A 23,659-nucleotide genomic window follows, 5' to 3' on the forward strand; every position below is an offset into this window, starting at 1 on the left:
AGGTGATTTTCCAGGCATTGTTATCTTTGACCAGATGCCGGCATTCAATGCAATTGCAGCCGGGCTGGACAACGGGTCGTGCTTTACCGCACCACGGTGATCTGTTCGGCGGCGCGTGTGATGCCGGTATAGAGCCAGCGTGCGGCTTCCTCGCGAAAGACGAAGCTCTCGTCGAAAAGATAGACATTGTCCCACTGACTGCCTTGCGCCTTGTGGACGGTGAGGCAGTAGCCATAGGTGAATTCGTCGTACTGGCGGCGAAGTTGCCAGCTCATCTCCGCATCGTCACCGGTAAAGAACGCCTCGTGGGTGCGCACCTTGGTCTGGATGGCGGTGCGGTCGGACTCCTCGGGGTCCAGCGTCATCTCCAGTGTGCCCCCGGCGCGCTTTTTAATCTCGGCGACGGTCCAGATCTGGCCGTTGAGCAGGCGTTTTTGCGGGTTGTTGCGCAGGCACACCAGCCGGTCGCCCTTGACCGGGATTTCGGCGGGCAGGTTCCTGAGCTCGCGGATGCGGTTGTTGTAGTGAAGGCGCGTCTTGTTGCGCCCCACCAGCACCTGATCTGCGGTGAGCACTTGCGCCTGGTCGACCTCCGTGCGCCGGACCACCTTGCTCTGACCATAGGTGCCGTAATCGAGCCCCCTGCCTTCGCGGATATCGAGCGAGAGGCGCACCAAGGGATTGTCGCGGGCCTGCCGGTGGATTTCGGTGAGCATGATGTCGGGCTCCCGGGCGGTAAAGAACCCCTCGCCCTGCACGGGCGGCAACTGGAAAGGATCGCCGAGCACCAGCACTTTCGTGCCGAAGCTCAAAAGGTCGGTGCCCAGAACCTCATCGACCATCGAGACCTCGTCGATGACGATGAGATCGGCGTCGGCGGCCGCCGATTCGGGGTCGAGCACGAAGCGCGGTTCGCCCTCCTTTTCCGATATACGCGTGTAGATCAGCGAATGGATGGTCGAGGCGCCCCGGCAGCCGCGCTTGCGCATGACCAGTGCCGCCTTGCCGGTGAAGGCGGCGTATTTGACCGTCTTGACGTCCCTGGCCAGATGCCGCGCCAGGGTCGATTTGCCCGTGCCCGCCCAGCCGAACAGGCGAAAGACCTGCGCGCCATCGGGGTCCTTGAGCCACGCGGCTACGGTTTTGAGCGCTTCGTCCTGCTGGCTGGACCACACGACCATTTTCGGGCCACACTCCAAGGGAATCAATCTCGGTCCGACAGTATCGTCGCGGGCATGTGAACAAAACAGGAAATACTCGATGCAGCCAAAGGATGTTCTCGATTTCTGGTTTGCCGAGCACGGACCGGAAGACTGGTATTCGGGCGACCCGGAGTTCGACGAGAAATGCGCCGCTCGGCTTTCGGCGACTCACGCCAGGGCGGCACGGTGCGAACTTTGGGAATGGCGGAAAACGGCCGGGGGCCGGCTGGCGGAGATCATCCTGCTCGACCAGCTTTCGCGGCAGTTGTTCCGGGGCGATCCACGCGCCTTCGCGTCAGACACGATGGCGCTGGCCTTGGCCCAGGAAGCGATCGCCCAAGGGTGCGACAAGGAACTGGAGCTGCACGGAAGACTGTTCTTGTATATGCCCTTCCAACACGCGGAATCCCTTGTCATTCAGGAAGAATCCGTACGGCTTTTCAAGGGGTTGGGCGATGACGACTACCTCCCATACGCCATCGAGCACCACGAAATCATCGAAAAATTCGGCCGCTTCCCCTTGCGCAACAAGGCGCTGGGACGGGACTCGACCCCCGAGGAGATCGCCTATATCGCCGGGCGGGGCGACAAGGCGTATTAGAGCGCCTTTCCCGTCGTCACCCGGTTTATCCGGGTGATCCAGTGCCCCAAGGGCTGGATTGCCCGGACAGGCCGGGCAATGACGGAAGGGAAATAATGAACAGCGCGGCGGGATCGGAGCCTAGCTGTGGAGCGACCCCAGCTTTTCCTTCGGCACGATCGCCCCGTGATGCCCGATGACGATGGCGGCGGTCGCGTGCCCCGCCTGCGCCGCCGTTTCGGGATCTGCCCCCGTAAGGCGCGCGGCGAGGTAACCGCCGTTGAAGCTGTCGCCTGCGCCGGTGGCGTCGACGATCTTTTCCGCCTCCTGCGCCGGCACGCGCCATTGCCCTCCCGCAGTGACGATCAGGGCGGGGTCGCCTCCGTTCTTGACCACCACCTCATCGGCGCCCGCCGCGCGGTAGCGTTCGGCGGTCGCCTGATCGTCGGGGTCGCCGAAATAGGGCACCTCGTCCTCGTGGGTGGGCAGGACGATCGTCGATACCGCCGCCGCCCTTGTCAGCGCCTCGATCACCGCGTCCTTGCCGTCCCAGAGCACGGGGCGGATGTTGGGGTCGAAACAGACCTTCGCGCCCGCCTTGCGGCGCCGGCCCATGGCATCGAGCAGCCGCGTGCGCGCCTCGGGGGCGAGGATGGCAAGGGTGATGCCGGAAAAATAGACGACATCGGCACCCTCGAGCGCGGCATCGAGCGCAGCTTCATCGTCGGCCAGAAGCTTTGCCGCCGACGTGTCGCGCCAATAGGTGAAATGGCGGTCGCCCTCGGCCTGATGGATCATGTAGAGCCCGGGGCGCCTGCCCGCGATTTCGCGTATATGGCCGGTGCCGATGCCCAGGTCTTTGATATGGGCCCGCATCTGCCCCGAATAGAGATCGCCGCCGAGCGCGGTGAAGTAATCGACCGTCCAGTCCGCGCCGAGCCGCGCCCTGAGGTAATAGGCGGAGTTGAGCGTATCTCCGGCAAAGCCCATGCGGTAGGTGCCCTCGCCCCCCCCGCTCATCTCGATCATGGCTTCCCCGATGGAAACGATCCTGCCCATTATGCGCTCTCCTCTGGCCAATCCCGGCGGTGCTTATCCTATCGCTGCCCTGCAAGAAAGCCCTCGGGGGAGAGCACGATCGTGTCGTCGATCTCGCCGATGGCCGAAAAATCCTTGTCCTTGTATTCGATCGGCCAGAGCACCGACTGGATGGCGGCCAGCCGGGCGCGCTTCTTATCGTTGGCGCGGATGACGGTCCATGGCGTATCGGGGGTATCGGTCGCCGCGAACATGGCGTTGCGCGCCTCGGTATATTCATCCCACAGATCGAGAGCCCTCAGATCGACCGGGGAAAGCTTCCAGACCTTGACCGGGTCGTGCCGCCGGTCGTGGAAGCGCTTCAATTGCATTTCGCGCCCGATCTCGAGCCAGAACTTGAAGACGTGGATGCCTTCCTCGGCGATCATGCGCTCGAACTGGGGCGCCTCGCGCAGGAAGGACCGGGTCTGCTCGGGGGTGCAGAACCCCATCACCGGCTCGACCACGGCGCGATTGTACCAGGAACGGTCGAACAGGATGATCTCGCCCCCGGCGGGCAAATGCCGGGCATAGCGCTGGAAATACCATTGGGTCAGTTCGCGATCGGATGGCTTGGCCAGCGCCACGGTGCGCGCGTTGCGGGGATTGAGGTTTTCGAGGAACCGCTTGATCGTGCCGCCCTTGCCCGCCGAATCCCGACCCTCGAATAGCGCCAGGACGCGCTGGCCGGTATCGAGCAGATGGGCCTGGAGCTTGACCAGTTCGATCTGGAGCGCGCGCAGGCGCTTTTTGTAAGCCTTGTCCCCGAGCTTTTCCTCGTGGGGGTAGCCGCCGCTCGCCAGCGCCCTTTTCCTTATCGCATCGGGCAATTGGGGGTTTTCGAGATCGAAGGCTTCGGACATGGCGCTTCCCTTTAGAGCGTTTCCAGAATAAGTGGCCACCACTTATTCGGTTCGGAAACGCGATAAATCAAAGACTCTATACGCTTTGTTGCCTGTTTACGCGTTCCGCGCCAAGCTGGTAAGCCCTTTGGCGTCATCATCGAGTTGTCACGGATGCCCGATATGTCATTGCCAAGCTGGATGCTTCATCGCGCATGAAGACCGACCCGGCGAGATTTTCCCTGCCGCGGCGCGGCGTGAGACTACCGGCGCATCCGGCGTTCATGGCCTGGGTGGCCGGCGTCGTGATTCTGGGTGCTCTGATGGCGTTTGGACGGCTTTCTCCCATTGACGGACTCGGCTCGATTTTCGGGCTCGGCATCGTGACCGCGATTGCGGCACGCCTTGGCAGGCAGCCCCGGGACGACAACGGGGAAACGGACAGCAAAGCCGCGCTCGATGCCAATGTCACGCGGTTTGCCGACACGCTTGCCGAACCGTGCATCGTGGTCGATGAACGGGCGGTGCTCGTCTATGCCAATCCTGCCGCCGCCAGCCATTTCCCGCGCGCAAGGATCGGCGACCCGCTGGCCTTTACCCTGCGCAATCCCGAACTGGTCGAGGCGGTGGGCAAGGCCGGGGAAACCCGCACGGCCCAGCGCGCCGAGCTTCATATCACCAGCCCCGTCGAGGTCTGGTATCGCGCCGCCGTCGTGCCCTACCGCCCCCAGGGCGATGAGGGAGCGGGCTTCATGGTGATCTCGCTTTACGATTTCACCGAGCAGAAGCGCACCGACCGGATGCGGGGCGATTTCATCGCCAATGCGAGCCACGAACTGCGCACGCCGCTGACCTCGCTCATGGGGTTCATCGATACGCTGCAGGGCCCGGCGGCCAACGACGAAAAGGCGCGGGCCCGGTTCCTCAACATCATGCGCGGGCAGGCCGAACGCATGTCGGCGCTGATCGACGACCTGCTTTCGCTCTCGCGCATCGAGTTGCGCCAGCACGTCAAGCCGACCGGCGAGGTCAACCTGACCCTTCTGGTCCGCGAGGTCGCGGAATCGCTCGAGGCCCGGCTCAAGAAGAACGACGTCACGCTCGAACTCGACCTGCCCGCCGGCCCCGTCATGGTCAGGGGCGAGCGCCAGGAACTGTTCGAGGTGCTCGAAAATCTCGCCGACAACGCCATCAAATATGGCGGGTCGGCCGGCAGGATCGAGATCGCGCTGGTTGCGGGCGCGTCGCGCTCGGGCACCCATCATGCGATCACGGTGACCGATTTCGGACCGGGGGTGCCAGAGGAGCACGTGCCGCGCCTGACCGAGCGGTTCTACCGCGTCGACAGCGAGACGACGCGCGGCAAGAAGGGCACCGGGCTGGGGCTTGCCATCGTTAAGCACATCATCTCGCGCCACCATGGCGAGCTTTCGATCCGCTCGCGCCCCGGCGAGGGCACGCGGGTGGAAATCCTGTTGCCGGGCTGAGGCTTTGGGTCTTTACTCATTGTTACAGATGGGACCCGGCGTCAACGCTGCCCACAGGCCCTGCTCAGGTTTCGCCTTATATTTCAATGGTATATACCGTCATTGAACTGTCACGCCTGTGTCATAGAAGCGTTAGCAGCGGGTTTTAGGTTGCGCTCGTTCGCGATGGAGCCGCCCCGGTGGTGGACCATCACCCCGGGGCCGAGCCCCAACGCTCCTGACACCAAGGAAGACCAGATTCATGAAAACCGCACTTTACGCCAGCGCCACAGCGCTTGCCATGGTCGCCACGTTCGGCACCGGCGCCGCGAGCGCACAGAGCCGCGACACCATCCAGATCGCCGGGTCGTCCACCGTCCTGCCATTCGCCTCGATCGTGGCCGAGGAATTCTCCGCCGCGTTCCCCGAATTCAACACCCCTGTCGTGGGTTCGGGCGGTTCCTCGGGCGGTCTGCGCCAGTTCTGCGAGGGCGTTGGTGAAGCCACCATCGATATCGCCAACGCGTCGCGGCCCATCCGTCCGGCCGAGGTCGAAGCCTGTAACGCCGCTGGCGTGACCGACATCCGCGAAGTCCAGTTCGGCTATGACGGGATCGTGTTTGCCGTTTCCGCCGACAAGGGTGATTTCGCGCTCGAGCCGGTCCATGTCTACACCGCCATCGCCGCCCAGGTTTATGTCGATGGCGAATGGGTCGACAATCCCTACACCAACTGGAACGAAATCGACGCTTCGCTGCCCGACCAGCCGATCTCGCTGGCCATCCCCGCCGGCAACCACGGCACGCGCGAAGTGTTCGAGGAGCGCGTCACCTCGGCCGGCTTTGAAGCCGCCGCCTGGCCCGATGCTCCCGAAGGCGCCGAAACCAGTTTCCGCCAGGACGTCGTGATCGAGATCGCCGGCGACTACACCGAAACCCTCGCCCGCCTCCAGTCCAACCCCGACACGGTCGGTGTCTTTGGCCTGTCCTTCTACGATCAGAACCGCGACACCCTCAAGGTTGCGACCGTTTCGGGCATCACGCCTTCGCTCGAGAGCATCGCTTCGGGCGAGTACCCCGTTTCGCGCCCACTGTTCTTCTACGTCAAGGGCCAGCACATCGGCGCGGTTCCCGGCATTGAAGAGTATGTCGCGTTCTTCCTCTCCGACCAGATGGCCGGTATGGGCGGCACGCTCGAAGGCGCCGGCCTGATCCCGGCCCCGGCTGAAGAAACCGCAGCGGTCCTCGCCGCCTTCGAGGCCGGCGAAAGCCTCTGATAAAACGTCGCGCGCGGCCCCTGCCGGCCGCGCGCGTTTCCACCAGGCAAAGAGACGCCCGATGACCCCAATGCTGATCGCCGCCGTCCTTCTGGTTCTGATGGGACTGGGCTACACGCAGGGCTTCTCGCGCAGCAGGGCGCTGCTTGCCGCCGACGGCGCAAGGCTTCACTCGCGCCCGCAATATCACGGCGCGCTCGTCGCGCTCTGGGTTCTGGTGCCCGCCATTCTCGTTCTGGCGCTTTGGGTCATGTTCGGCCCCGGCGTCTCGCGCGCCTTCATCGTGTCTCAGCTTCCCGCCGACATCGTCGCGCTCGAAGGCTCTCAGCTCAATATCGCCATCGCGCGCATCCAGGCCATCGCCTCGGGCTTCGGGGTTGCCGGAGAGGTCGCGCCCTGGGAAACGGCGGCGGGCGAAACCTACGCGCAATTCCACTTCCTGACACTCCTGCTGGTCGTGGGGGCCGCTGCCGGTCTGGGCATCCTTGCCCTGCTTTACGCCCGCAAGCGCATCACCCCGGCGCTTCGTGCCCGCAACGCGGTCGAGCGCGCCATCGGGTGGCTGCTGCTTGCCTGTTCCGCCGTTGCGGTGCTCACCACCTTCGGGATCGTGGCCTCGCTCCTGACCGAAGCCATCCGTTTCTTCACCTTCGTCAACCCGCTCGACTTTTTCTTCGGCACCGTCTGGAACCCGCGCTTTTCCTCGACCGGCTCGGACGCCCAGGGCCAGTACGGCCTCCTGCCCCTGCTCTGGGGCACGATCATGGTCGCAGGGATCGCGATGCTGGTCGCGGTGCCGGTGGGGCTGATGACGGCCATCTATCTGTCCCAATACGCCTCCCCGCGCATGCGCAACACCATCAAGCCGGTGATCGAGGTGCTGGCGGGCATCCCCACCATCGTCTACGGCTTTTTCGCGCTGGTGACGATGGGCCCGGCCCTTGCCGCCTTGGGGCAGGCGATCGGGGTCGAGATCCGCGCTACCAGCGCGCTCACCGCCGGACTGGTGATGGGGATCATGATCATCCCCTTCATTTCCTCGCTCAGCGACGACATTCTGCGTCAGGTACCCCAGGCGATGCGGGACGGCTCGCTCGGGCTTGGCGCAACCCAGAACGAAACCATCCGCCGGGTGCTGCTGCCCGCAGCCCTGCCCGGCATCGTCGGCGCAACCCTTCTCGCCATCTCGCGCGCCATTGGGGAAACCATGATCGTCGTGATGGCGGCGGGCAACTCGCCCATTCTGCGCGCCAACCCCGCCGAACCGATCTCGACGGTCACCGTCACCATTGTCAACCAGCTCACGGGCGACAGCGATTTTGCCGGGCCGCAATCGCTGGTCGCCTTCGCGCTCGGGCTTACGCTTTTCGCAATGACGCTGGTGCTCAATGTCGTTGCGCTGATGATCGTCCGGCGCTTCCGGGAGCAGTACGAATAATGGCCGATACCACCACATCAACCGATGCCGCCGCGCGGGCCCGCCGCGAGACTATCCGAAAGGGGCTGGGGCGGCGTCACCTGACCGAAAAGCTCTTCCGGGGCTTCGGGATCGGGGCGATCCTGATCGCGCTCGGCCTTGTGGGCACCCTGTTCTGGATGGTGATCTCCAAGGGCTACCCCGCCTTCACCCAGGCCAATGCGACGCTCGAGGTCTATTTCGACCCCGAAATCCTTTCGTTCGATCCCGCCCCCGTGCGCGGGGCCGGTCAGTCGGACGCCGATTATCGCGCCGCCCATCTGGGCTGGCAGCGCGCCGTGACCATGGCCAACTGGAACCGGATCGTCGAGAATGCCGTCGTTAATGCCGCGCCGCAAGGCTTTGAAATCGGCAGCCGTGAAGCGCTGGCGCTGATCGATGCCGGTGAGCGGCACCGGTTGCGCGACATGTTCGTTGCCAACCCAAACCTTCTCGGCCAGCGGGTCAGCGTCGATATGCTGGCTTCGGCCAACACCGACAACTGGCTCAAGGGCACGATCGACCGCAACCTGCCCGATGCGCGCCAGCAACTGGCCGCCTCCACCCGCCAGCTTGCCGACATGATGCTCGAAAACGGCACCATCGAGTTCCGCTTCGCCTGGCACATCTTCACCAATGTCGATTCCCGCGCCGCCCCTGCCGCCGCCGGTCTTGCAGGCGCCTTTGTCGGCTCGCTCTACATGATGCTGGTGGTGATCGTGCTCGCCGTGCCCATCGGGGTGGCGAGCGCCATTTATCTGGAAGAATTCGCGCCCAAAAACCGGCTGACCGATCTCATCGAGGTCAATATCAACAACCTCGCCGCCGTGCCCTCGATCGTTTTCGGGCTTCTGGGCGCTGCCGTCTTCATCCGCTATTTCGGGCTGCCGCTTTCGGCGCCCATCGTGGGCGGGCTCGTGCTGACGCTGATGACGCTGCCCACCATCATCATCGCCACGCGCTCCTCGCTGCGCGCCGTGCCGCCATCGCTGCGGCAGGCCGCGCTGGGGCTGGGGGCCTCGAAAACCCAGATGGTCTTCCACCATGTCCTACCCATCACCTTCCCGGGAATCCTGACGGCCACCATCATCGGGGTCGCCCAGGCGCTGGGCGAAACCGCCCCGCTGCTGTTGATCGGGATGAATGCCTTCGTTGCAGCCATTCCCGCGACGCCCTTCGACCAGTCGAGCGCGCTACCGGTGCAGATCTATCTCTGGCAGGGCAATGAGAACCGCAATTTCTTCGAGGCGCGCACCTCGGCAGCCATCATGGTACTGCTGGGCCTGATGATCACGCTCAACGCGATCGCCGTTATCCTGCGGCAGCGTCTGGAGCGCCGCAAATGACCACCGACACGTTCAGCGCAGGAGCGCCTTTCGCCATGTCCGCCAGCCCCACCGCCGTCCCGGCCGAGCCCGTCAAAGAAACGGTGCGCACCATAGACCCCGCCGCCAATCCGGCCCGGCTCAGGACCGACGATGTCAGCGTTTTCTACGGTGACAAGCAGGCGCTGTTCGATGTTTCCATCGATATTCCCGAAAAGTCCGTATCGGCCTTTATCGGCCCCTCGGGGTGCGGGAAATCCACCTTCCTGCGCTGTATCAACCGCATGAACGACACCATAGAGGGCTGCCGGGTGAGCGGGGATATCACGCTCGATGGGGAAAACCTTTACGACCCGCGCCTCGACGTGGTCGAGTTGCGCGCCCGGATCGGCATGGTCTTTCAAAAGCCCAACCCGTTCCCCAAATCGATCTTCGAGAACGTCGCCTATGGCCCCCGCATCCACGGGCTGGCCGGCAACAAGGCCGACCTTGAGGAGATCGTCGAATCCTCGCTCAAGAAGGCGGGGCTGTTCGAGGAGGTCAAGGACCGGCTGCACCAGCCGGGCACCGGCCTGTCCGGCGGCCAGCAGCAGCGCCTGTGCATCGCGCGCGCCATCGCGGTGGGCCCGGAGGTGATCCTGATGGACGAGCCGTGCTCGGCGCTCGATCCCATCGCCACTGCCGTCATCGAGGAACTCATCGACGAGTTGCGCGAGAACTACACCATCATCATCGTCACCCACTCGATGCAGCAGGCGGCGCGCGTCTCCCAAAAGACCGCGTTCTTCCACCTGGGCAAGCTCATCGAAGAGGGGCCGACCGAAGAGATCTTCACCAATCCGCGCGAAAAGCGCACCCAGGATTATATCACCGGCCGTATCGGTTAAGGAGAAGCGGCGATGAACAGTGGACATATCGTTACGGCCTATAACGACGAGTTGACCGAATTGGCCCGCGCGATCACCGAGATGGGCGGGCTGGTCGAAAAGGCGCTCAACAACGCGGTCGAGGCGTTGGTGCGAGCCGACAATGAACTGGCCATGGCGACGGTCGCCGCCGACAAGAAGATCGATGCCATGCAGCACCTGATCGATGAACAGGCGGTGTCGATTATCGCGCGCCGTCAGCCGGTCGCCACCGACCTGCGGCTGGTCATCGCCTCGATCCACGTGGCCAACGATCTCGAGCGCATCGGCGACATGGCCAAGTCGACGGCAAGGCGCTCCACCCAGTTTGAGGGGCTGACCATGTCGGTCCAGTTCAAGAACGGGATGCGGCACATGGGCGAACTCGCCCAGCGCCAGGTCAAGCTCGCCATCGATGCGTTCGCGGCCAAGGACAAGGACATGGCCGTCGAGGTGTTCGAACGCGACACCGATGTCGATGCGCTCTATGTCTCGCTGTTCCGCGAGCTTTTGACCTACATGATGGAAGACCCGCGCAACATCACCATGTGCACCCATCTGCTGTTCTGCGGCAAAAATCTCGAACGCGTGGGCGATCATGCGACCAACATCGCCGAGCAAGCCTATTTCCTTGCCACCGGCAAGTCGCTGGTCTCCGACATCGAGGACCTGCGGCGCGAGAAACTGGTACCCTGACATGATCCCGCAGGTTCTTGTCGTCGAAGACGAAGCCGATCTCGTCGAATTGCTGCGCTATAACCTCGAGGCCGAGGGGTTCGGGGTCGCCGCCGCCCAGGACGCCGAGGAAGCGATGCTGCGCATAGCCGAACGCAAGCCGGACATCATCCTGCTTGACTGGATGCTGCCGGGCGCATCGGGCATCGAGATCTGCCGCCGGTTGCGCGCGCGGCCCGAAACCGCGACCGTCCCCATCATCATGGTGACGGCGCGGGGCGAGGAGGAGGAGCGGGTGCGCGGGCTCGCCACGGGTGCGGACGACTATATGGTCAAGCCCTTCTCGATCCCCGAGCTGCTGGCCCGGGTCAACGCGCTGCTGCGCCGCTCCAACCCGCAACTGATCGCCGCGATTTTGAAGGCCGGGGACATCGAACTCGACCGCACGACCCATCGCGTACGGCGGGCGGGCAAGGAAATCCACCTCGGGCCCACCGAATACCGGCTGCTCGAATACCTGATGGGCAATCCGGGCCGGGTCTATTCGCGCGAGCAACTGCTCGACGGGGTGTGGGGCACCGATGTCTATGTCGATGAACGCACGGTAGACGTCCATGTGGGGCGTTTGCGCAAGGCCATAAACCGCGGCCGCGCCAAAGACCCCATCCGCACCGTGCGCGGGGCGGGCTACGCGTTTGACGAGAAGTTCGCCTGATCCATTCTTTCCCTTCCGTCGTTGCCCGGCTTCAAGCACCTTCGCTGCCCCGGCGAAAGCCGGGGCCCATGCTGCAAATTTTGACCATGTTGGATGGTTCGCTGTGGATCCCGGGTCGAGCCCGGGATAGCGACGGAGACAAGCCGATCATTTCGATCAAACCATCCGGGCTGACGGGCCGAACCCCAAAACTTGACTTGATCGGTTAGTTTTAAACGGCTAGGGGAAGGGCCAACCATAGTTGCCCCCGCCATGCTCCGCCGTTTCTTTTCCTATTATGCGCCCTACAAGGGGCTGTTTCTTCTCGATTTCGGCTGCGCCGTCGTCGCGGGGCTGCTCGAACTCGGCTTTCCCGTGGTCGTCCAGCTTTACGTCGACCGGCTGCTGCCCAGCGAGAACTGGACGCTGATCCTTAGCGCGGCGGGTATCCTGCTGCTCGTCTACATCCTCAACGCCGTCCTGCTCTCGATCGTCAATTATTGGGGGCACGCGCTGGGGATCGGGATCGAGACCGACATGCGGCGGCAGGCCTTCGACCACCTGCAAAAGCTCTCCTTCCGCTATTTCGACGACAACCAGACCGGGCACCTCATCACCCACGTCACCAAGGATCTCGAGGAGGTCGGTGAGATCGCCCATCACGGGCCCGAGGACGTGTTCATCGCCATCATGACCTTCATCGGGGCCTTCGTCATCATGGCGCTGATGAATTTGAAACTTGCCGCGCTAACCCTGTTCGTCGTGCCGGTTGCCATGTTCATCGTCTGGAAATACGGGGCGGAGATGACGCAGACCTGGCGCGCCATCTACCGCCGTGTGGGCGATTTCAATACCCGCATCGAGGAAAGCATCGGCGGGGTGCGGGCGGTCAGGGCCTTTGCCAATGAGGACCACGAGCGCAAGCTTTTCGAAGGCGACAACCAGAATTACCGGACCACCAAGCTCCACGCCTACAAGATCATGACGGCGTCGATCTCGATTTCGTATCTCTCCAAGAGCCTCGTGCAGCTTCTGGTGATGCTGGCGGGCACCGCGCTCGTGATGTTCGGGGAGATGAGCTATGGCGCCTTCGTGGGCTTCCTGCTGCTGGTCAACGTGCTGTTCCGGCCCATCGACAAGATCATCTCGGTGATCGAGAGCTATCCCAAGGGCATCGCCGGGTTCAAGCGCTTCTGCAAGCTGATCGACACCAAACCCGACATCGTCGACCGGCCCGGCGCGGTCGCGGTTACGCATTTGCGCGGCGATATCGTCTTTGAAGATGTCGATTTCGCCTATCAGCAGGACCGTCCGGTTTTGAGCAGGCTGAACCTGCGGATCGGGGCGGGGCAGACGGTCGCCCTGGTCGGGCCCTCGGGGGCGGGCAAGACGACGATCTGTTCGCTGCTGCCGCGCTTTTACGAAATCGATCGTGGCGCCATCTCCATCGACGGCACCGATATCCGCGACATGACCCTTGCTTCGCTCCGCAGTCAGATCGGTATCGTGCAGCAGGACGCGTTTGTCTTCGGTACAACCATTCGCGACAACATCGCCTATGGCCGGCCCGGGGCGAGCGATGCCGAGATCATGGAGGCGGCGCGCAAGGCGCAGTTCGATCGGGTGATCGAAAGCCTGCCCGACGGGCTCGATACGCTGGTGGGCGAACGCGGGGCGAAACTGTCCGGCGGGCAAAGGCAGCGGCTGGCGATCGCAAGGGTGTTCCTGAAAAACCCGCCCATCCTCATTCTCGATGAGGCGACCTCGGCGCTGGACATGGAGACCGAGCGGGAAATCCAGGCGGCGCTCGCAAAGCTCGCCGAGGGGCGCACGACGCTCGTCATCGCGCACCGGCTAGCGACCATCCGCAACGCCGACCGCATCCTCGTCGTCACGGCCCAAGGTATCGTTGAGGAGGGCACCCACAAGGCGCTGGTCGCGCGCGGCGGGCTTTACGCAAGGCTGCACGCCATCCAGTTCACCACCGACGATCTGGTGGCAGGCGAGCCGGCTTGAAACCGGACGCCACCCGTCCTAGATAGGGGCCGGCGTGAGGACGGCCTCACCCCCATCATGGGAAGCATTTCGGGACGGCCCGGTTGAAAGGGTTAAACCTCATGCGTAGCGTCTGGGACCGTATCCGCCACGCTCTGAGCTTTGAGATCATCGGGCTTTTTCTCGTCATCCCGCTCGGGGCGCTGTTCTTTTCCAAGCCCATGGGCGACATCGGCGTGATCGGTATCGTGGGCGCCACACTGGCGACGGGCTGGAACTATCTTTACAACCTGATCTTCGACCACGCCCACAAGCGCATGACCGGCACGACCCTCAAATCGCGCCGCATGCGGATCGTTCACGCCGCGCTGTTCGAGCTGGGACTTTTGATCGTCCTCCTGCCGTTCATCGCCTGGTATCTCCAGATTTCGCTTCTCGAAGCCCTGGTGATGGACGCCGCGTTCGCCCTTTTCTATCTGGTCTATGCCTATGTCTTCAACCTGGCCTACGACCGCCTGTTCCCGCTCCCCGAGTGGCACAAGACACGGTAGCGCCGTTCTATTGCGCGGGCGCCCGAGGCTGGTTCCGATGATGCTGTCCGGCGATCATCTCGCGGAACGTGGGAGCATTGGGCGTCAGGAACAGCCAGCGCAGGAAGGCGGCGATGTCGGCGCCGATCCCGAGAATGGCGGGGACGAGGAATAGCACCAGAAGCGTTGCCACCGACAGGCCCGAGACGATGGTCAGCGCCATGGGGATCAGGAACTGGGCGACAAGGCTCTTTTCAAAGATCAGCGGGAGAAGCCCGCCAATTGTTGTGAGCGATGTGAGGATCACGGCCCGCAGCCGGTCGCGGGACGCACCCACGGCGGCTTCGCGCAGCCCCTCGCCCTCCGCCAACCTTTCGTTCATGCGCGCGATCATGACGATCGAGGCGTTGATAAGGATTCCGCCCAGCCCGAGCATGCCCATCATCGAAACGACCGTCAGGCTATGACCCAGAAGATAGTGGCCCCAGATCGCTCCCGCGATGCCGAACGGGATGATGATCATAACCGCGATCGGGGCGAACCACGAGGCGAACACCCAGGAAACGATCACATACATCACCGCCAACGCGAAAACCGCCCCGATCGCGAGATCGGCGAACGCCGCGTTCTGTTCGGCCTGCCTGCCCCCAAACTCGTAGGAAATGCCGTAATCGGCGGCAATCCGGGGCAGGTAGTCGGCTTCGAGCCGGGCAAGGATTTCGCCCGCGTCGGCGCCCTCGGAGACATCGGCCCGCACCGATACCGCCGTCCGGCCGTTCTCGCGGGCGATGAAGGCAAAACCCTGCCGCTCGGAAAACTCGACGATCGAATCGAGCGGCACATAGGCCCCGCCGGGCGCGCGCACCCACATCTCACGCAGCGCCGCCGAGCCGGTCGCCTCCGTGGTCCTGATCAGCCTTACGGTGATTTCTTCCTCGTGGGCGGCGATAGTGCCTGCGGTGCGGCCCTGGAAGGCATCGCGCACTTGCGTGCCCAGCGTTACGAGGTCGAACCCCAGCCCCGTGCCGCGCGCGTTCAGCGTCATGATCAGCTCGGGACTGCCGTAAAATAGCGTGTCCATGGCCGAATTGACCTCCGGGAAGCCCTCAAGGACGTCCTGGAGGGTTTCCGAGGCGCGCTTGAGGGTCGCCGCGTCGCGGCCCACGAAGCGGATGTCGATGGCCTGACCCTGTGGTCCGCCCCGGGATTCGCGGATGCCGATGCTTTCGACGCCCGCCACCGCAGGGAGGTTGTCGCGCAACGCCTGAGTGATGACGGGCGTGCGCACGGAACGCTCTTCGGACGGGGTGAGATAGACGTTGAAATTGGCGCGCCCTTCCTCGAGGTCGAGGCTGGCATAGGTCGTGACGATCAGGTCCTCGCCATCGGGGGTAAGACTGTGCTCGACCTCGGACACCGCGTCCTCGATCTCCTGGATGACGGCGGCCATCTCGTTTTGCGGGATGCCGGCCTGGAACTGGGCGGAGACGTTGAAGCTTTCCGCCTCGGTCGTGGGGAAGAAGTCGAACCGCAACTGGTTGGACATCAAGAGCCCCAGCGCGCTGATGGTGATGGCCAGCGCGATGGCGGCGGTCAGGTAGCGCCAGGAATAGGACCAGTGGGCAACGGTCCCGAACATGCGGTCGCGGAAATAAGCAAAGCCGGCATCGAAATTGCGCCGGAACCAGCCCGGGCGCCTGCGCTGGCGCGGCAGGGAGTGGGCGAGGTGTCCCGGCAGGATGAAAAAGCACTCGAGCAGACTCGCCACCATCACCGCAACGACGATCACCGGCAGCGGGGCCATCATCTGGCCCACCACATCGCCCACCAGCCACACCGGCGCGAACGCGGCCATGGTGGTCAGCGACATGGCGATGACCGGCGGGGCCATGCGGGTGGCGGTGCTGATGGCCGCTTCGGAACGCGAAAGGCCCCGCGCATAGAGCGTCGAGGTGTGTTCGCCCACGACGATGGTGTTGTCGACGATGATCCCCAGCATCATCATCAGCCCGAACATCGAGATCATGTCGAGGGTCAGCCCCAGCGCATACATCGCCCCCAGCCCGCCCAGAAGCGCAATCGGCACCCCGGAGGCCACCCAGAAGGCAACGCGCATGTCCAGAAAGACAAAGAGAACCACGAGGACGAGCAGATAGCCCATGAGCCCGTTGGAGATCAGCAGCGCAAGGCGCTGGTTGACCTGTTCGGCGGCGGCGTCGAACACCACGGCGTTGAGCGAATTGGGCAGGGTCGGCTGCAACTGGTCGATATAGGCCCGCACCGCCTCATAGGTGGTGACCGTGTCCGCATTGGCGGCGCGCGAGACCTGGAGCTTGATCGCGGGCTCGCCGCGCATATAACCGAGCGGTGTATCGGGGTTGAATGCATCGGAGATGGCCGCGACGTCTCCGAAGGTCAGCACCTGCCCGGTGGCGGAGGAATAGATTTCCGTCTCGGCGATCTGCCGGGTCGAAAGCTCGCGCGCGGCGGCCCTGATCTGGGCGTCGAAATCGCCGCTCAGCGTTCCCGATGGCTGATCGTTGAAATTGGGGGAGAGCGCGTTGGAAAGATCGGCGAGGGTAAGTCCGAGCTGGCGGAGCTTGGCGTCGTCCACCTCGATGCGCAATTGCCGGTCGCGATAGCCTGTGAAATCGACCCTGTCGACGCCGGCTGCCAGCAAGCCGTCGCGGATTTCGCGGGCATAGTGCCGGAGCGCTTCTTCGGGGAAGGGGCCCGAAATGGCAATCGCGGCCACCGGGTCGAAAAAACGCCGCGCCGAGACGGTGGGCGTACTGGCCCCGGAGGGAAGGTTGCCGACCGAGGAGACGGCGGACTGCACCAGCCGCTCGGCGTTCTGCATATTGACGTTGCGCTCGAAATTGAGCGTGATCTGCCCGCGCCCCTCGCGCGCAAACGAGTTCATGGAGATGACGCCGTCGATGCCCTGGACGGCGGGTTCGATCAGCAGCATGACGTTGCGCTCGACGTCCTCGGCGGTCGCTCCGCTCCAGGTCACTCCGATGGTGATCGACCGTATCTCGGTATTGGGCATCAATTGCCGGTTGAGGTTCGCAAGCCCCCAGGCCCCGAAGAGAATGAAAAGGACCATGAGCAGATTGGCGGCGTTGTGGTGCCTGACAAATCCGGCCAGCAACCCGCGCGAGGCTTCGGGCGAAGGGCGCATCAGCCGCCGCCCCCGGGTCCACCGCGCATGAACGTGCCGCCGCCAGCCGGTGTGCTTTCCTCGCCTTCAACGGCAACGGCCACCCCCTCGCCCGCCTGGGAGAGCCGCGAGGTGATGATGCGCTCGCCCTCGGCGATCTCGGCCCGGACGATCAACTGGTCATTGCTACGGGCAAGGATGTCCACCCGAACTGCCGCCATGCGGCCGTCGCGGATCACATAAAGATGGTCCTCGTCATAGACCGCCGTTTCGGGGATCAAAAGGCTCCGCTCATGGGCAACGCCCTCGACGGCGACCGAAACGAAGGTACCGGGCCGCAACTGACGGGCGCCGTCGGCGTCGAGCCGGGCAAAGACCATGATGCCGCCCGTCGAGGGATCGACTTCGGCGGCAACGCGGGTGATGGTGCCACGCGACTGGCCGGGAGTGGCGCGGGCCGAGGACGAGACCGTCAACGCCCGGCCGACGATCCCGGTCGCTGAAAGGTCCCGGAACTGGCGGTCGGACAGCATGAAATGAACATCGAGCGCGGCGGTCTCATAGAGCGAGCCGAGATTTTCATTGGCGTTGACATAGCCCCCTTCGGTCACCGCGCTGGCGGTGACCGTGGCGTCGAACGGGGCGGTTATCTCGGTATTGGCGCGGTTGCGTTCGGCCAAATCGAGTTCGTGGCCGGCCTGCGCGATGGCGGCCTGTTGGCGCAGGATCTGCGCATCGAGGGTAAAAAGGTTGGCTTCGCGCTGATTGAGCGCCTGCTGGCGCTCGGCGACGGTGAGCGCGCGGGTATCGACCGTCTGCTGGGTCGCCGCGCCCGAGGCGAGCAGGGACCGGGCGCGCTCCAGGTCGGTTTCGGCGGCGGCCAGCGATGACCGGGCGGTGGTGATGTTGCGTTCCTCGAGGGTCTTGGCCTCACGTGCCTCGGCCAGAGAAAGCTCGGCATTGGCGATCGCCGCCTGTGCCTCGAGGACCGCCGCGTCATAGGAAAAGGGGTCGATCCGCACCAGAAGCTCGCCCGCCTCGACTTCCCCGCCCGCAACAAAGCGGGGGGAAACCTCGATGACCCGCCCCTGGACCTGGGCGCGCAGATCGAGCGTACGGGCGGCGACCACCTGCCCGAAAGTGGTGATGTCGGCGCCATGGGTGCCATAGGCGGGGGTGACGGCGTTGACGGTGAAGGTCCGCTCGCGGTTGATGCGCTGGGGCGCCTCGGGACGGCTGGCGACCCATCCCATCACCTGATAGAGGGCGAACCCCACCACCAGCAGCGCGATGGCGAACCGGGCCAGCGCCGAAAGAATGCCGAACCGCTTTTTCGGGCGGTCCTGCACGGAGGTGGGGCTTTGTCCGGATGCGGAATGGTGTGCCGCATCCGGCCCGCCGGTCTTGTCCAATGAAGGCGATCCCTGAACTGGAGCGTTTGGCGCAAGCTACAGGCTCATTTCCCTGCGCTCAAATGAACTTTTCGCAAGGATTTGGAAAGCTGATCCAGGAGCGGTTCCAGCTTTAGATCGTTTCAGGTTTTGATGGAAACGGCCTGCCGGGGCGGTTGGGGATGGATCGCACTGGATTGCCGGGAACCAGTCCCGGAATGACATTGGTAATTTTGGCCGATACCTGCCCCATTCCCGCTTGTCACCCCGGGATTCATTCCCGGGGTCCAGATCGAACCCGCCGCAATCGCAGGAACCTCGATGATTCCGTCAAAACCTGATGCGATCTAGTGGAATCGGCCAAACGCTCTGTTTGCTTCTCCGGCGAAAGCCGGAGTCCATGCTTGAAAACCCGCGCAAGTTGAGGTTTCGCGATGGTTTCCGGCTTTCGCCGGAAAAGCGAGGGGAGAGTGAGAGGCTGTTTCCGACTAAACCTGAAACGCCTCAGAACTGGTTGGGATTGAAATGATAGTGGGTCGAGCAGAACTCGCACACCACCTCGATCTGCCCGTCGACGACCATTTCGGCCCGGTCCTCGGGCGTAAAATCATAGATCATCTGTTCGACCCGCTCGGCCGAGCACGTGCAGCGCTCAAGCAGGATCTGGGGCTCGAAGACCCTCACCCCCGTCTCGTGGTAGAGGCGGAACAGCAACCGTTCGGCGGAAAGGTCGGGGTCGGCCAGTTCCGCATCGGTCACGGTGTCGAGCAGCGCTCTTGCCTCGGTCCAGCTATCGTCCTCGACAAAATCGGGATCGGCGGTTTGCTCATTGGCGAAATCCCCGTCGCCGGGCAGGTCGGCCATGTGCGGCGTCCCGCTTTCGGGCAGGTGCTGGAGCAGGACGCCCCCGGCACGCCAGCACGAACCGGGCGTGCCGCGCTCGGAATATTCGGCGACCGCCAGCCGCACGCGGGTCGGGATCTGCTCGGACTGGAGAAAATAGGTATGGGCGACCTCTTCGAGCCCGTCATCGCCGCCCAACTCGACGATCCCCTGATAGCGGTCCATGTGGACGCCCTGGTCGACCGTCAGCGCCAGAATGCCCTTGCCCAGCAGTTCGGCCGGGCTTGCCCGGCCCTCGGCGGCGGCCTTTTCGATGGTTTCGGCGTCATAGCGCGCATAGGCGCGCAACCCGTCCGGGGTGTCGAAGTCGACGACCAGAAGGCTCACCGGCCCATCGGTGCGCGACTGAAGGATGAACCGGCCCTCGAATTTGAGCGAGGAGCCGATCAGCGCGGCCAGCGTCGTTGCCTCGCCCAGAAGACGGGCGACCGGTTCGGGGTAGCCGTGGCGCGAAATGATCGTATCGAGCGCATCGCCCAGGCGCACGACGCGCCCCCGGCTGTCCAGCGTCTCGAGCGCAAAGGGTACGGCAACGTCGTCTCCGCTTTCGGGGCGGTTGAGGCCGAACTGTTCGAGGGTGCTCTGACTCATGGATTTTCCTTGTGCCGCGCCGCGATGGATGTGGGGGCGCGGGCTTTCAGATGGTTTCGATCCCGAAGACCCAGCAAAGGATCGCCTTTTGCACGTGGAGCCGGTTTTCGGCCTCATCGAACACCACCGATTGAGGACCGTCGATCACCTCGTCGGTAACCTCGTCGCCCCGATGGGCGGGCAGGCAGTGCATGAAGAGGGCTTCGGGGTTGGCGTTGGCCATTAATTTCGGATCGACCCGGTAAGGTTTCAAGATGCGGCGGCGCTCACCCTCGTCGGTATCGCCCATCGAGACCCAGGTGTCGGTGATGATGAGATCCGCATCTTTCGTGGCGGCGGCCGGGTCGGTGCCCAGCGAGACGGCGTCTCCCGCTGCCGCGATGTCGGACAAAAGCCCCTGATCGGGCCAGTATTCTTTCGGGCAGGCGATCGAGAGCGTTGCGCCGAACAGAGCGGTAGCGTGAACCCATGACGCCAGCACGTTGTTGCTGTCCCCGACCCAGGCGATCTTTTTGCCCGCGATCGGCCCGCGATGCTCTTCATAGGTCATGAGGTCGGCCATCACCTGGCAGGGGTGCGAGCGGCGCGTCAGCCCGTTGACGACCGGCACGCCCGAGGCGCCCGCGAGATCGAGCAGGTCGTCGTGGGAGAGGATGCGGATCATGATGGCATCGACATACCGGCTCATCACCCGCGCGGTATCCTCGATGGTTTCCTCGCGGGCGAGCTGCATTTCCTGGCCCGTCAGCATCAGCGTTTCGCCCCCGAGCTGGCGCATGCCGACATCGAACGAGACGCGGGTACGGGTCGACTGGCGCTCGAAGATCATGGCGAGCACCTTGTCCTTCAAAAGCGCGGGCCGTTCCCCGGCCTTCAGCCGGCCCTTGAGGGCGTGGGCCAGATCGAGGATGACCCGCAACTGGTCGTGGGAGAAATCCTTGAGATCGAGAAAATGTCTTGGCTGTCCCGTCATGATTGACTGGTCCTTGAAAATCGATGCTGTCGAATGAAGACGCGGGCCTTATTGGGCCGCGTTGGCGCTTTCCGTCTCGAGTTCGGCAAAGGCGTCCGAGAGGATCGCCACCGCTTCCTCGATCTCGGCTTCGGTGACGATCAGGGGCGGCAGAAGGCGCAGGACATTGTCGCTGGCCGCCACCGCAAGCAGCTTGTGATCGCGCAGCCGCTGGACAAAGTCGCGGACCGGAGGCGTGATCTTGAGCCCGGCGATCAGGCCCTTGCCCCGCACCTCGGTGATGAGGCCGGGATATTTCTGCATCAATTGATGAAGATGGCGCGACAACACCTTGCCCATGGCCTCGACATGCTCGAAAAAGCCCGGCGCGAGCACGCGGTCGAGAACGGCATTGCCCACCGCGCAGGCCAAGGGATTGCCGCCATAGGTCGAGCCATGCGTGCCCGGCACCATGCATCTGGCGACCTCTTCGGTGGCAAGGCAGGCCCCGAGCGGGAAGCCGTTGCCGATGGCCTTGGCGACCGCCATGATGTCGGGGGTGACCCCGGCCCACTCAAAGGCAAAGAACTTGCCCGTCCGGCCATAGCCGCACTGGACCTCGTCGAAGATCAGGAGGATGCCGTGCCTGTCGGCGAGCGCACGCAGCCCCTGGAGGTAGGCGTCGGAGAACGCCGTGACCCCGCCCTCGCCCTGCACCGGCTCGATAAGGATCGCGGCGGTCTTCTCGTCGATCGCCGCCTCGACACGTTTCAGATCGCCCGGCTCGATATGCTTGTAGCCGGGCATGGGGCCAAAACCCTCCGTATAGGAGGCGTTGCCCGCCGCCGCGATGGTCGCGGTGGTGCGCCCGTGGAAGGAACCGGCAAAGCCGATGATATCGACCCGTTCCGTTTCCCCCTTGTCCCAGAAATAGCGCCGCGCGGTCTTGATGGCGCATTCGAGCGCCTCGGCGCCCGAATTGGTGAAGAACACCTTGTCGGCAAAGGTCGCCTCGGCCAGCCGCCGGGCCAGCCGTTCCTGCTCGGGGATCACGTAGATATTGGAGACGTGCCAGAGCTTTTCGGCCTGGGCCTTGATGGTCTCGACAAGGTGCGGATCGCCATGGCCGAGCGCGTTGACCGCGATCCCCGCGTTGAAATCGAGATAGGCCGTGCCGTCCGCGGTGTACAATCGCATGCCCTCGCCCCGCACAAAGGCGAGTTCGGACCGGGCATACGTGCCGTAGAGCGCAGACATGCTGAATGCTACCTTCTCGAATTGGTGTCGTCGTGACGAAAGGGATATCCCCAAAACGAAAAACGCGCCCGGCCAATCGGTCCAGACACGCGCTTTTCCTTGTCCGCTTATGATCCCGGACGCCAGAAAAGTCAATGATGGAGCGTGCGAGAATGCCCTGTTTCCGGCCCTCCCGGCGGGTCTGGACTCACACTGGCCACAATCTGCTGCTAGCCATTGCGGGGAGGGCGGGCTGTGTGCCGCGTGCAACAGCTTTCCCCGATTTCCATCCCCGTTCGCAATTGCACGGGGATTATCTTGGGAAACTCGCTTGGCTCTCTTGCAAGCGATTCCACCGCTTGTGTAGGATGGCCGCCATTGGGAGCACGATATCTCGTGTGCGGACCCCAATCACTCTACGAGACCTAGTATCTCGGCCCGCGGACGCGTCTCGCGGCACGGGATCGGACTCTGAATCGTCATTCAGCTTGGGAGCCTTATCGATCATGACCTGGACCGACGAACGCGTAGCCCTTCTCAAGAAACTCTGGATGGAAGGCCTGAGCGCCAGCCAGATCGCCGGGGAGTTGAGTGGCGGGGTAACGCGCAACGCGGTGATCGGCAAGGTGCACAGGCTCAAACTTTCGGCCCGCGCCAAGCCCGCCAATGTCGCCTCGCGCCCCAAGGCGCCGCGCGCAGCGCCGCCTCGCCGACCCTCATCGGGTGCAGGGCCGGCCGCGCGCGCCAGCGTCAGCGCGGTGAGCCAGCGCCGTACCAGCGCCGCACCGGTAGTGGGCGCCACCGCCCTCAAGATCGACACCGAACTTGAAACCGAGACGGTGGCCGAGGTGCAGACCCGAGCCACCGAGCTTTACATCCCGCCCGAGGAGCGCATTTCCCTGCTCCAGCTTTCCGAAAAGACCTGCAAGTGGCCGATCGGCGATCCCATGTCGAGCGAGTTCCATTTCTGCGGCCGCAATGCGGAAGAGGGCAAGCCCTACTGCGAGTTCCACGCCCGCCGCGCCTATCACCAGGTCGAGCGCAAGAAGCGCTGATCGAGTTCCCCCTCGCTATCCGGCAGGGTTTAGGCCGGGTTGCCCGGATAAAGCGGGCAATGACGGGGAGCGTTTACTTGGACTTTTGAGAGAAGGCGCGCGCTCCGGCTCTTTCGCTCCCTCCCTCTTGAGGGAGTGCTATCGCAGATGGATTTGCGTGTGTGGCCTCACCCCTCCCCCACCCTCCCCATCAAGGGGAGGGTGTTTCCTTGGCTTGGCTGCTCCCCTACGCACAAGGCCAGCACCTCCCCCCTTGTGGGGGAGGTTGGGAGGGGAGATTCGGCGTAAGCCGAAGCATATACGTTGGCCCTGCCCTCAAGGGAGAGGAAGGCGATGGAAAACCTC

19 protein-coding genes are annotated in these 23,659 nt (G+C 63.9%); 11 read left to right on the top strand and 8 right to left on the bottom strand.

Annotation, left to right across the window (positions count from 1 at the left end):
• Positions 1-83 precede the first annotated feature (83 nt).
• On the bottom strand, positions 84-1,181 hold the full coding sequence (locus tag DQG18_RS00830) for an ATP-dependent DNA helicase (RefSeq protein ID WP_116652332.1): 1,098 nt from the start codon (positions 1,179-1,181) through the stop codon (positions 84-86).
• A gap of 79 nt (positions 1,182-1,260) precedes the next feature.
• Between DQG18_RS00830 and DQG18_RS00835 the strand changes: the two genes are divergently transcribed.
• On the top strand, positions 1,261-1,803 hold the full coding sequence (locus DQG18_RS00835; protein ID WP_116652333.1) for a DUF924 family protein: 543 nt from the start codon (positions 1,261-1,263) through the stop codon (positions 1,801-1,803).
• Between the two features lie 120 nt (positions 1,804-1,923).
• Here the strand turns inward: DQG18_RS00835 and DQG18_RS00840 are convergent, their stop codons facing one another.
• Positions 1,924-2,844: a sugar kinase gene (locus DQG18_RS00840; RefSeq protein WP_198669635.1), complete on the bottom strand. Its 921-nt coding sequence runs from the start codon at positions 2,842-2,844 to the stop codon at positions 1,924-1,926.
• A gap of 35 nt (positions 2,845-2,879) precedes the next feature.
• Positions 2,880-3,722: a polyphosphate kinase 2 gene (gene ppk2 / locus DQG18_RS00845; protein WP_116652335.1), complete on the bottom strand. Its 843-nt coding sequence runs from the start codon at positions 3,720-3,722 to the stop codon at positions 2,880-2,882.
• A 194-nt stretch (positions 3,723-3,916) separates the two neighbouring features.
• Here ppk2 and DQG18_RS00850 point away from each other — a divergent pair, with 194 nt between their 5' ends.
• From DQG18_RS00850 to DQG18_RS00890, 9 genes are all read left to right on the top strand, one after another.
• Complete coding sequence (locus DQG18_RS00850) at positions 3,917-5,188, top strand: sensor histidine kinase (RefSeq protein ID WP_116652336.1); 1,272 nt, start codon at positions 3,917-3,919, stop codon at positions 5,186-5,188.
• A 241-nt stretch (positions 5,189-5,429) separates the two neighbouring features.
• Positions 5,430-6,443, top strand: a complete 1,014-nt coding sequence (locus tag DQG18_RS00855) for a PstS family phosphate ABC transporter substrate-binding protein (protein ID WP_116652337.1) — start codon at positions 5,430-5,432, stop codon at positions 6,441-6,443.
• A gap of 61 nt (positions 6,444-6,504) precedes the next feature.
• A complete protein-coding gene (pstC, locus tag DQG18_RS00860) occupies positions 6,505-7,881 on the top strand; it encodes a phosphate ABC transporter permease subunit PstC (protein ID WP_116652338.1) in 1,377 nt (458 codons plus the stop codon).
• On the top strand, positions 7,881-9,245 hold the full coding sequence (gene pstA / locus DQG18_RS00865; RefSeq protein WP_116652339.1) for a phosphate ABC transporter permease PstA: 1,365 nt from the start codon (positions 7,881-7,883) through the stop codon (positions 9,243-9,245). Before pstC ends, pstA begins: the two co-directional genes overlap by 1 nt.
• Positions 9,246-9,280: 35 nt before the next feature.
• Positions 9,281-10,111, top strand: a complete 831-nt coding sequence (gene pstB / locus DQG18_RS00870; protein ID WP_116652768.1) for a phosphate ABC transporter ATP-binding protein PstB — start codon at positions 9,281-9,283, stop codon at positions 10,109-10,111.
• Positions 10,112-10,123: 12 nt separating this feature from the next.
• On the top strand, positions 10,124-10,825 hold the full coding sequence (gene phoU / locus DQG18_RS00875) for a phosphate signaling complex protein PhoU (protein ID WP_116652340.1): 702 nt from the start codon (positions 10,124-10,126) through the stop codon (positions 10,823-10,825).
• Between the two features lies 1 nt (position 10,826).
• Positions 10,827-11,519: a phosphate regulon transcriptional regulator PhoB gene (phoB, locus tag DQG18_RS00880; protein ID WP_198669621.1), complete on the top strand. Its 693-nt coding sequence runs from the start codon at positions 10,827-10,829 to the stop codon at positions 11,517-11,519.
• A gap of 252 nt (positions 11,520-11,771) precedes the next feature.
• Positions 11,772-13,514, top strand: a complete 1,743-nt coding sequence (locus tag DQG18_RS00885; protein ID WP_116652341.1) for an ABC transporter ATP-binding protein — start codon at positions 11,772-11,774, stop codon at positions 13,512-13,514.
• 101 nt (positions 13,515-13,615) lie between these two features.
• Positions 13,616-14,044, top strand: a complete 429-nt coding sequence (locus DQG18_RS00890) for a PACE efflux transporter (RefSeq protein ID WP_116652342.1) — start codon at positions 13,616-13,618, stop codon at positions 14,042-14,044.
• Positions 14,045-14,051: 7 nt separating this feature from the next.
• Here the strand turns inward: DQG18_RS00890 and DQG18_RS00895 are convergent, their stop codons facing one another.
• The 5 genes from DQG18_RS00895 to DQG18_RS00915 form a co-directional block, all read right to left on the bottom strand.
• The gene (locus tag DQG18_RS00895; RefSeq protein ID WP_116652343.1) at positions 14,052-17,207 is read right to left on the bottom strand and encodes an efflux RND transporter permease subunit; all 3,156 of its coding nucleotides are present in this window, start codon (positions 17,205-17,207) and stop codon (positions 14,052-14,054) included.
• Positions 17,207-18,598 carry an efflux RND transporter periplasmic adaptor subunit gene (locus DQG18_RS00900; protein ID WP_116652344.1) on the bottom strand — a complete coding sequence of 464 codons (1,392 nt, stop codon included), beginning with the start codon at positions 18,596-18,598 and terminating at the stop codon, positions 17,207-17,209. The genes DQG18_RS00895 and DQG18_RS00900 overlap by 1 nt, the downstream gene beginning before the upstream one ends.
• 483 nt (positions 18,599-19,081) lie before the next feature.
• Positions 19,082-20,071, bottom strand: a complete 990-nt coding sequence (locus DQG18_RS00905) for an Hsp33 family molecular chaperone (RefSeq protein WP_116652345.1) — start codon at positions 20,069-20,071, stop codon at positions 19,082-19,084.
• Positions 20,072-20,117: 46 nt separating this feature from the next.
• Positions 20,118-21,044: an ornithine carbamoyltransferase gene (argF, locus tag DQG18_RS00910; protein ID WP_116652346.1), complete on the bottom strand. Its 927-nt coding sequence runs from the start codon at positions 21,042-21,044 to the stop codon at positions 20,118-20,120.
• Positions 21,045-21,092: 48 nt separating this feature from the next.
• Positions 21,093-22,280, bottom strand: a complete 1,188-nt coding sequence (locus DQG18_RS00915; protein ID WP_116652347.1) for an aspartate aminotransferase family protein — start codon at positions 22,278-22,280, stop codon at positions 21,093-21,095.
• 485 nt (positions 22,281-22,765) lie between these two features.
• Here DQG18_RS00915 and DQG18_RS00920 point away from each other — a divergent pair, with 485 nt between their 5' ends.
• On the top strand, positions 22,766-23,314 hold the full coding sequence (locus DQG18_RS00920; RefSeq protein ID WP_116652348.1) for a GcrA family cell cycle regulator: 549 nt from the start codon (positions 22,766-22,768) through the stop codon (positions 23,312-23,314).
• Positions 23,315-23,659 lie beyond the last annotated feature (345 nt).

The sequence above is a fragment of the Pelagibacterium sediminicola genome (genome assembly GCF_003390885.1).
GTDB classification, from domain to species: domain Bacteria; phylum Pseudomonadota; class Alphaproteobacteria; order Rhizobiales; family Devosiaceae; genus Pelagibacterium; species Pelagibacterium sediminicola.

Coding starts and splice junctions, on each gene's coding strand:
- DQG18_RS00890 (WP_116652342.1), top strand. CDS start 13,616: ATGCGTAGCGTCTGGGACCGTATCCGCCACGCTCTGAGCTTTGAGATC.
- DQG18_RS00855 (WP_116652337.1), top strand. CDS start 5,430: ATGAAAACCGCACTTTACGCCAGCGCCACAGCGCTTGCCATGGTCGCC.
- DQG18_RS00895 (WP_116652343.1), bottom strand. CDS start 17,207: ATGCGCCCTTCGCCCGAAGCCTCGCGCGGGTTGCTGGCCGGATTTGTC.
- DQG18_RS00920 (WP_116652348.1), top strand. CDS start 22,766: ATGACCTGGACCGACGAACGCGTAGCCCTTCTCAAGAAACTCTGGATG.
- DQG18_RS00850 (WP_116652336.1), top strand. CDS start 3,917: ATGAAGACCGACCCGGCGAGATTTTCCCTGCCGCGGCGCGGCGTGAGA.
- pstA (WP_116652339.1), top strand. CDS start 7,881: ATGGCCGATACCACCACATCAACCGATGCCGCCGCGCGGGCCCGCCGC.
- pstB (WP_116652768.1), top strand. CDS start 9,281: ATGTCCGCCAGCCCCACCGCCGTCCCGGCCGAGCCCGTCAAAGAAACG.
- DQG18_RS00885 (WP_116652341.1), top strand. CDS start 11,772: ATGCTCCGCCGTTTCTTTTCCTATTATGCGCCCTACAAGGGGCTGTTT.
- phoU (WP_116652340.1), top strand. CDS start 10,124: ATGAACAGTGGACATATCGTTACGGCCTATAACGACGAGTTGACCGAA.
- DQG18_RS00905 (WP_116652345.1), bottom strand. CDS start 20,071: ATGAGTCAGAGCACCCTCGAACAGTTCGGCCTCAACCGCCCCGAAAGC.
- ppk2 (WP_116652335.1), bottom strand. CDS start 3,722: ATGTCCGAAGCCTTCGATCTCGAAAACCCCCAATTGCCCGATGCGATA.
- phoB (WP_198669621.1), top strand. CDS start 10,827: ATGATCCCGCAGGTTCTTGTCGTCGAAGACGAAGCCGATCTCGTCGAA.
- pstC (WP_116652338.1), top strand. CDS start 6,505: ATGACCCCAATGCTGATCGCCGCCGTCCTTCTGGTTCTGATGGGACTG.
- DQG18_RS00835 (WP_116652333.1), top strand. CDS start 1,261: ATGCAGCCAAAGGATGTTCTCGATTTCTGGTTTGCCGAGCACGGACCG.
- argF (WP_116652346.1), bottom strand. CDS start 21,044: ATGACGGGACAGCCAAGACATTTTCTCGATCTCAAGGATTTCTCCCAC.
- DQG18_RS00915 (WP_116652347.1), bottom strand. CDS start 22,280: ATGTCTGCGCTCTACGGCACGTATGCCCGGTCCGAACTCGCCTTTGTG.
- DQG18_RS00830 (WP_116652332.1), bottom strand. CDS start 1,181: ATGGTCGTGTGGTCCAGCCAGCAGGACGAAGCGCTCAAAACCGTAGCC.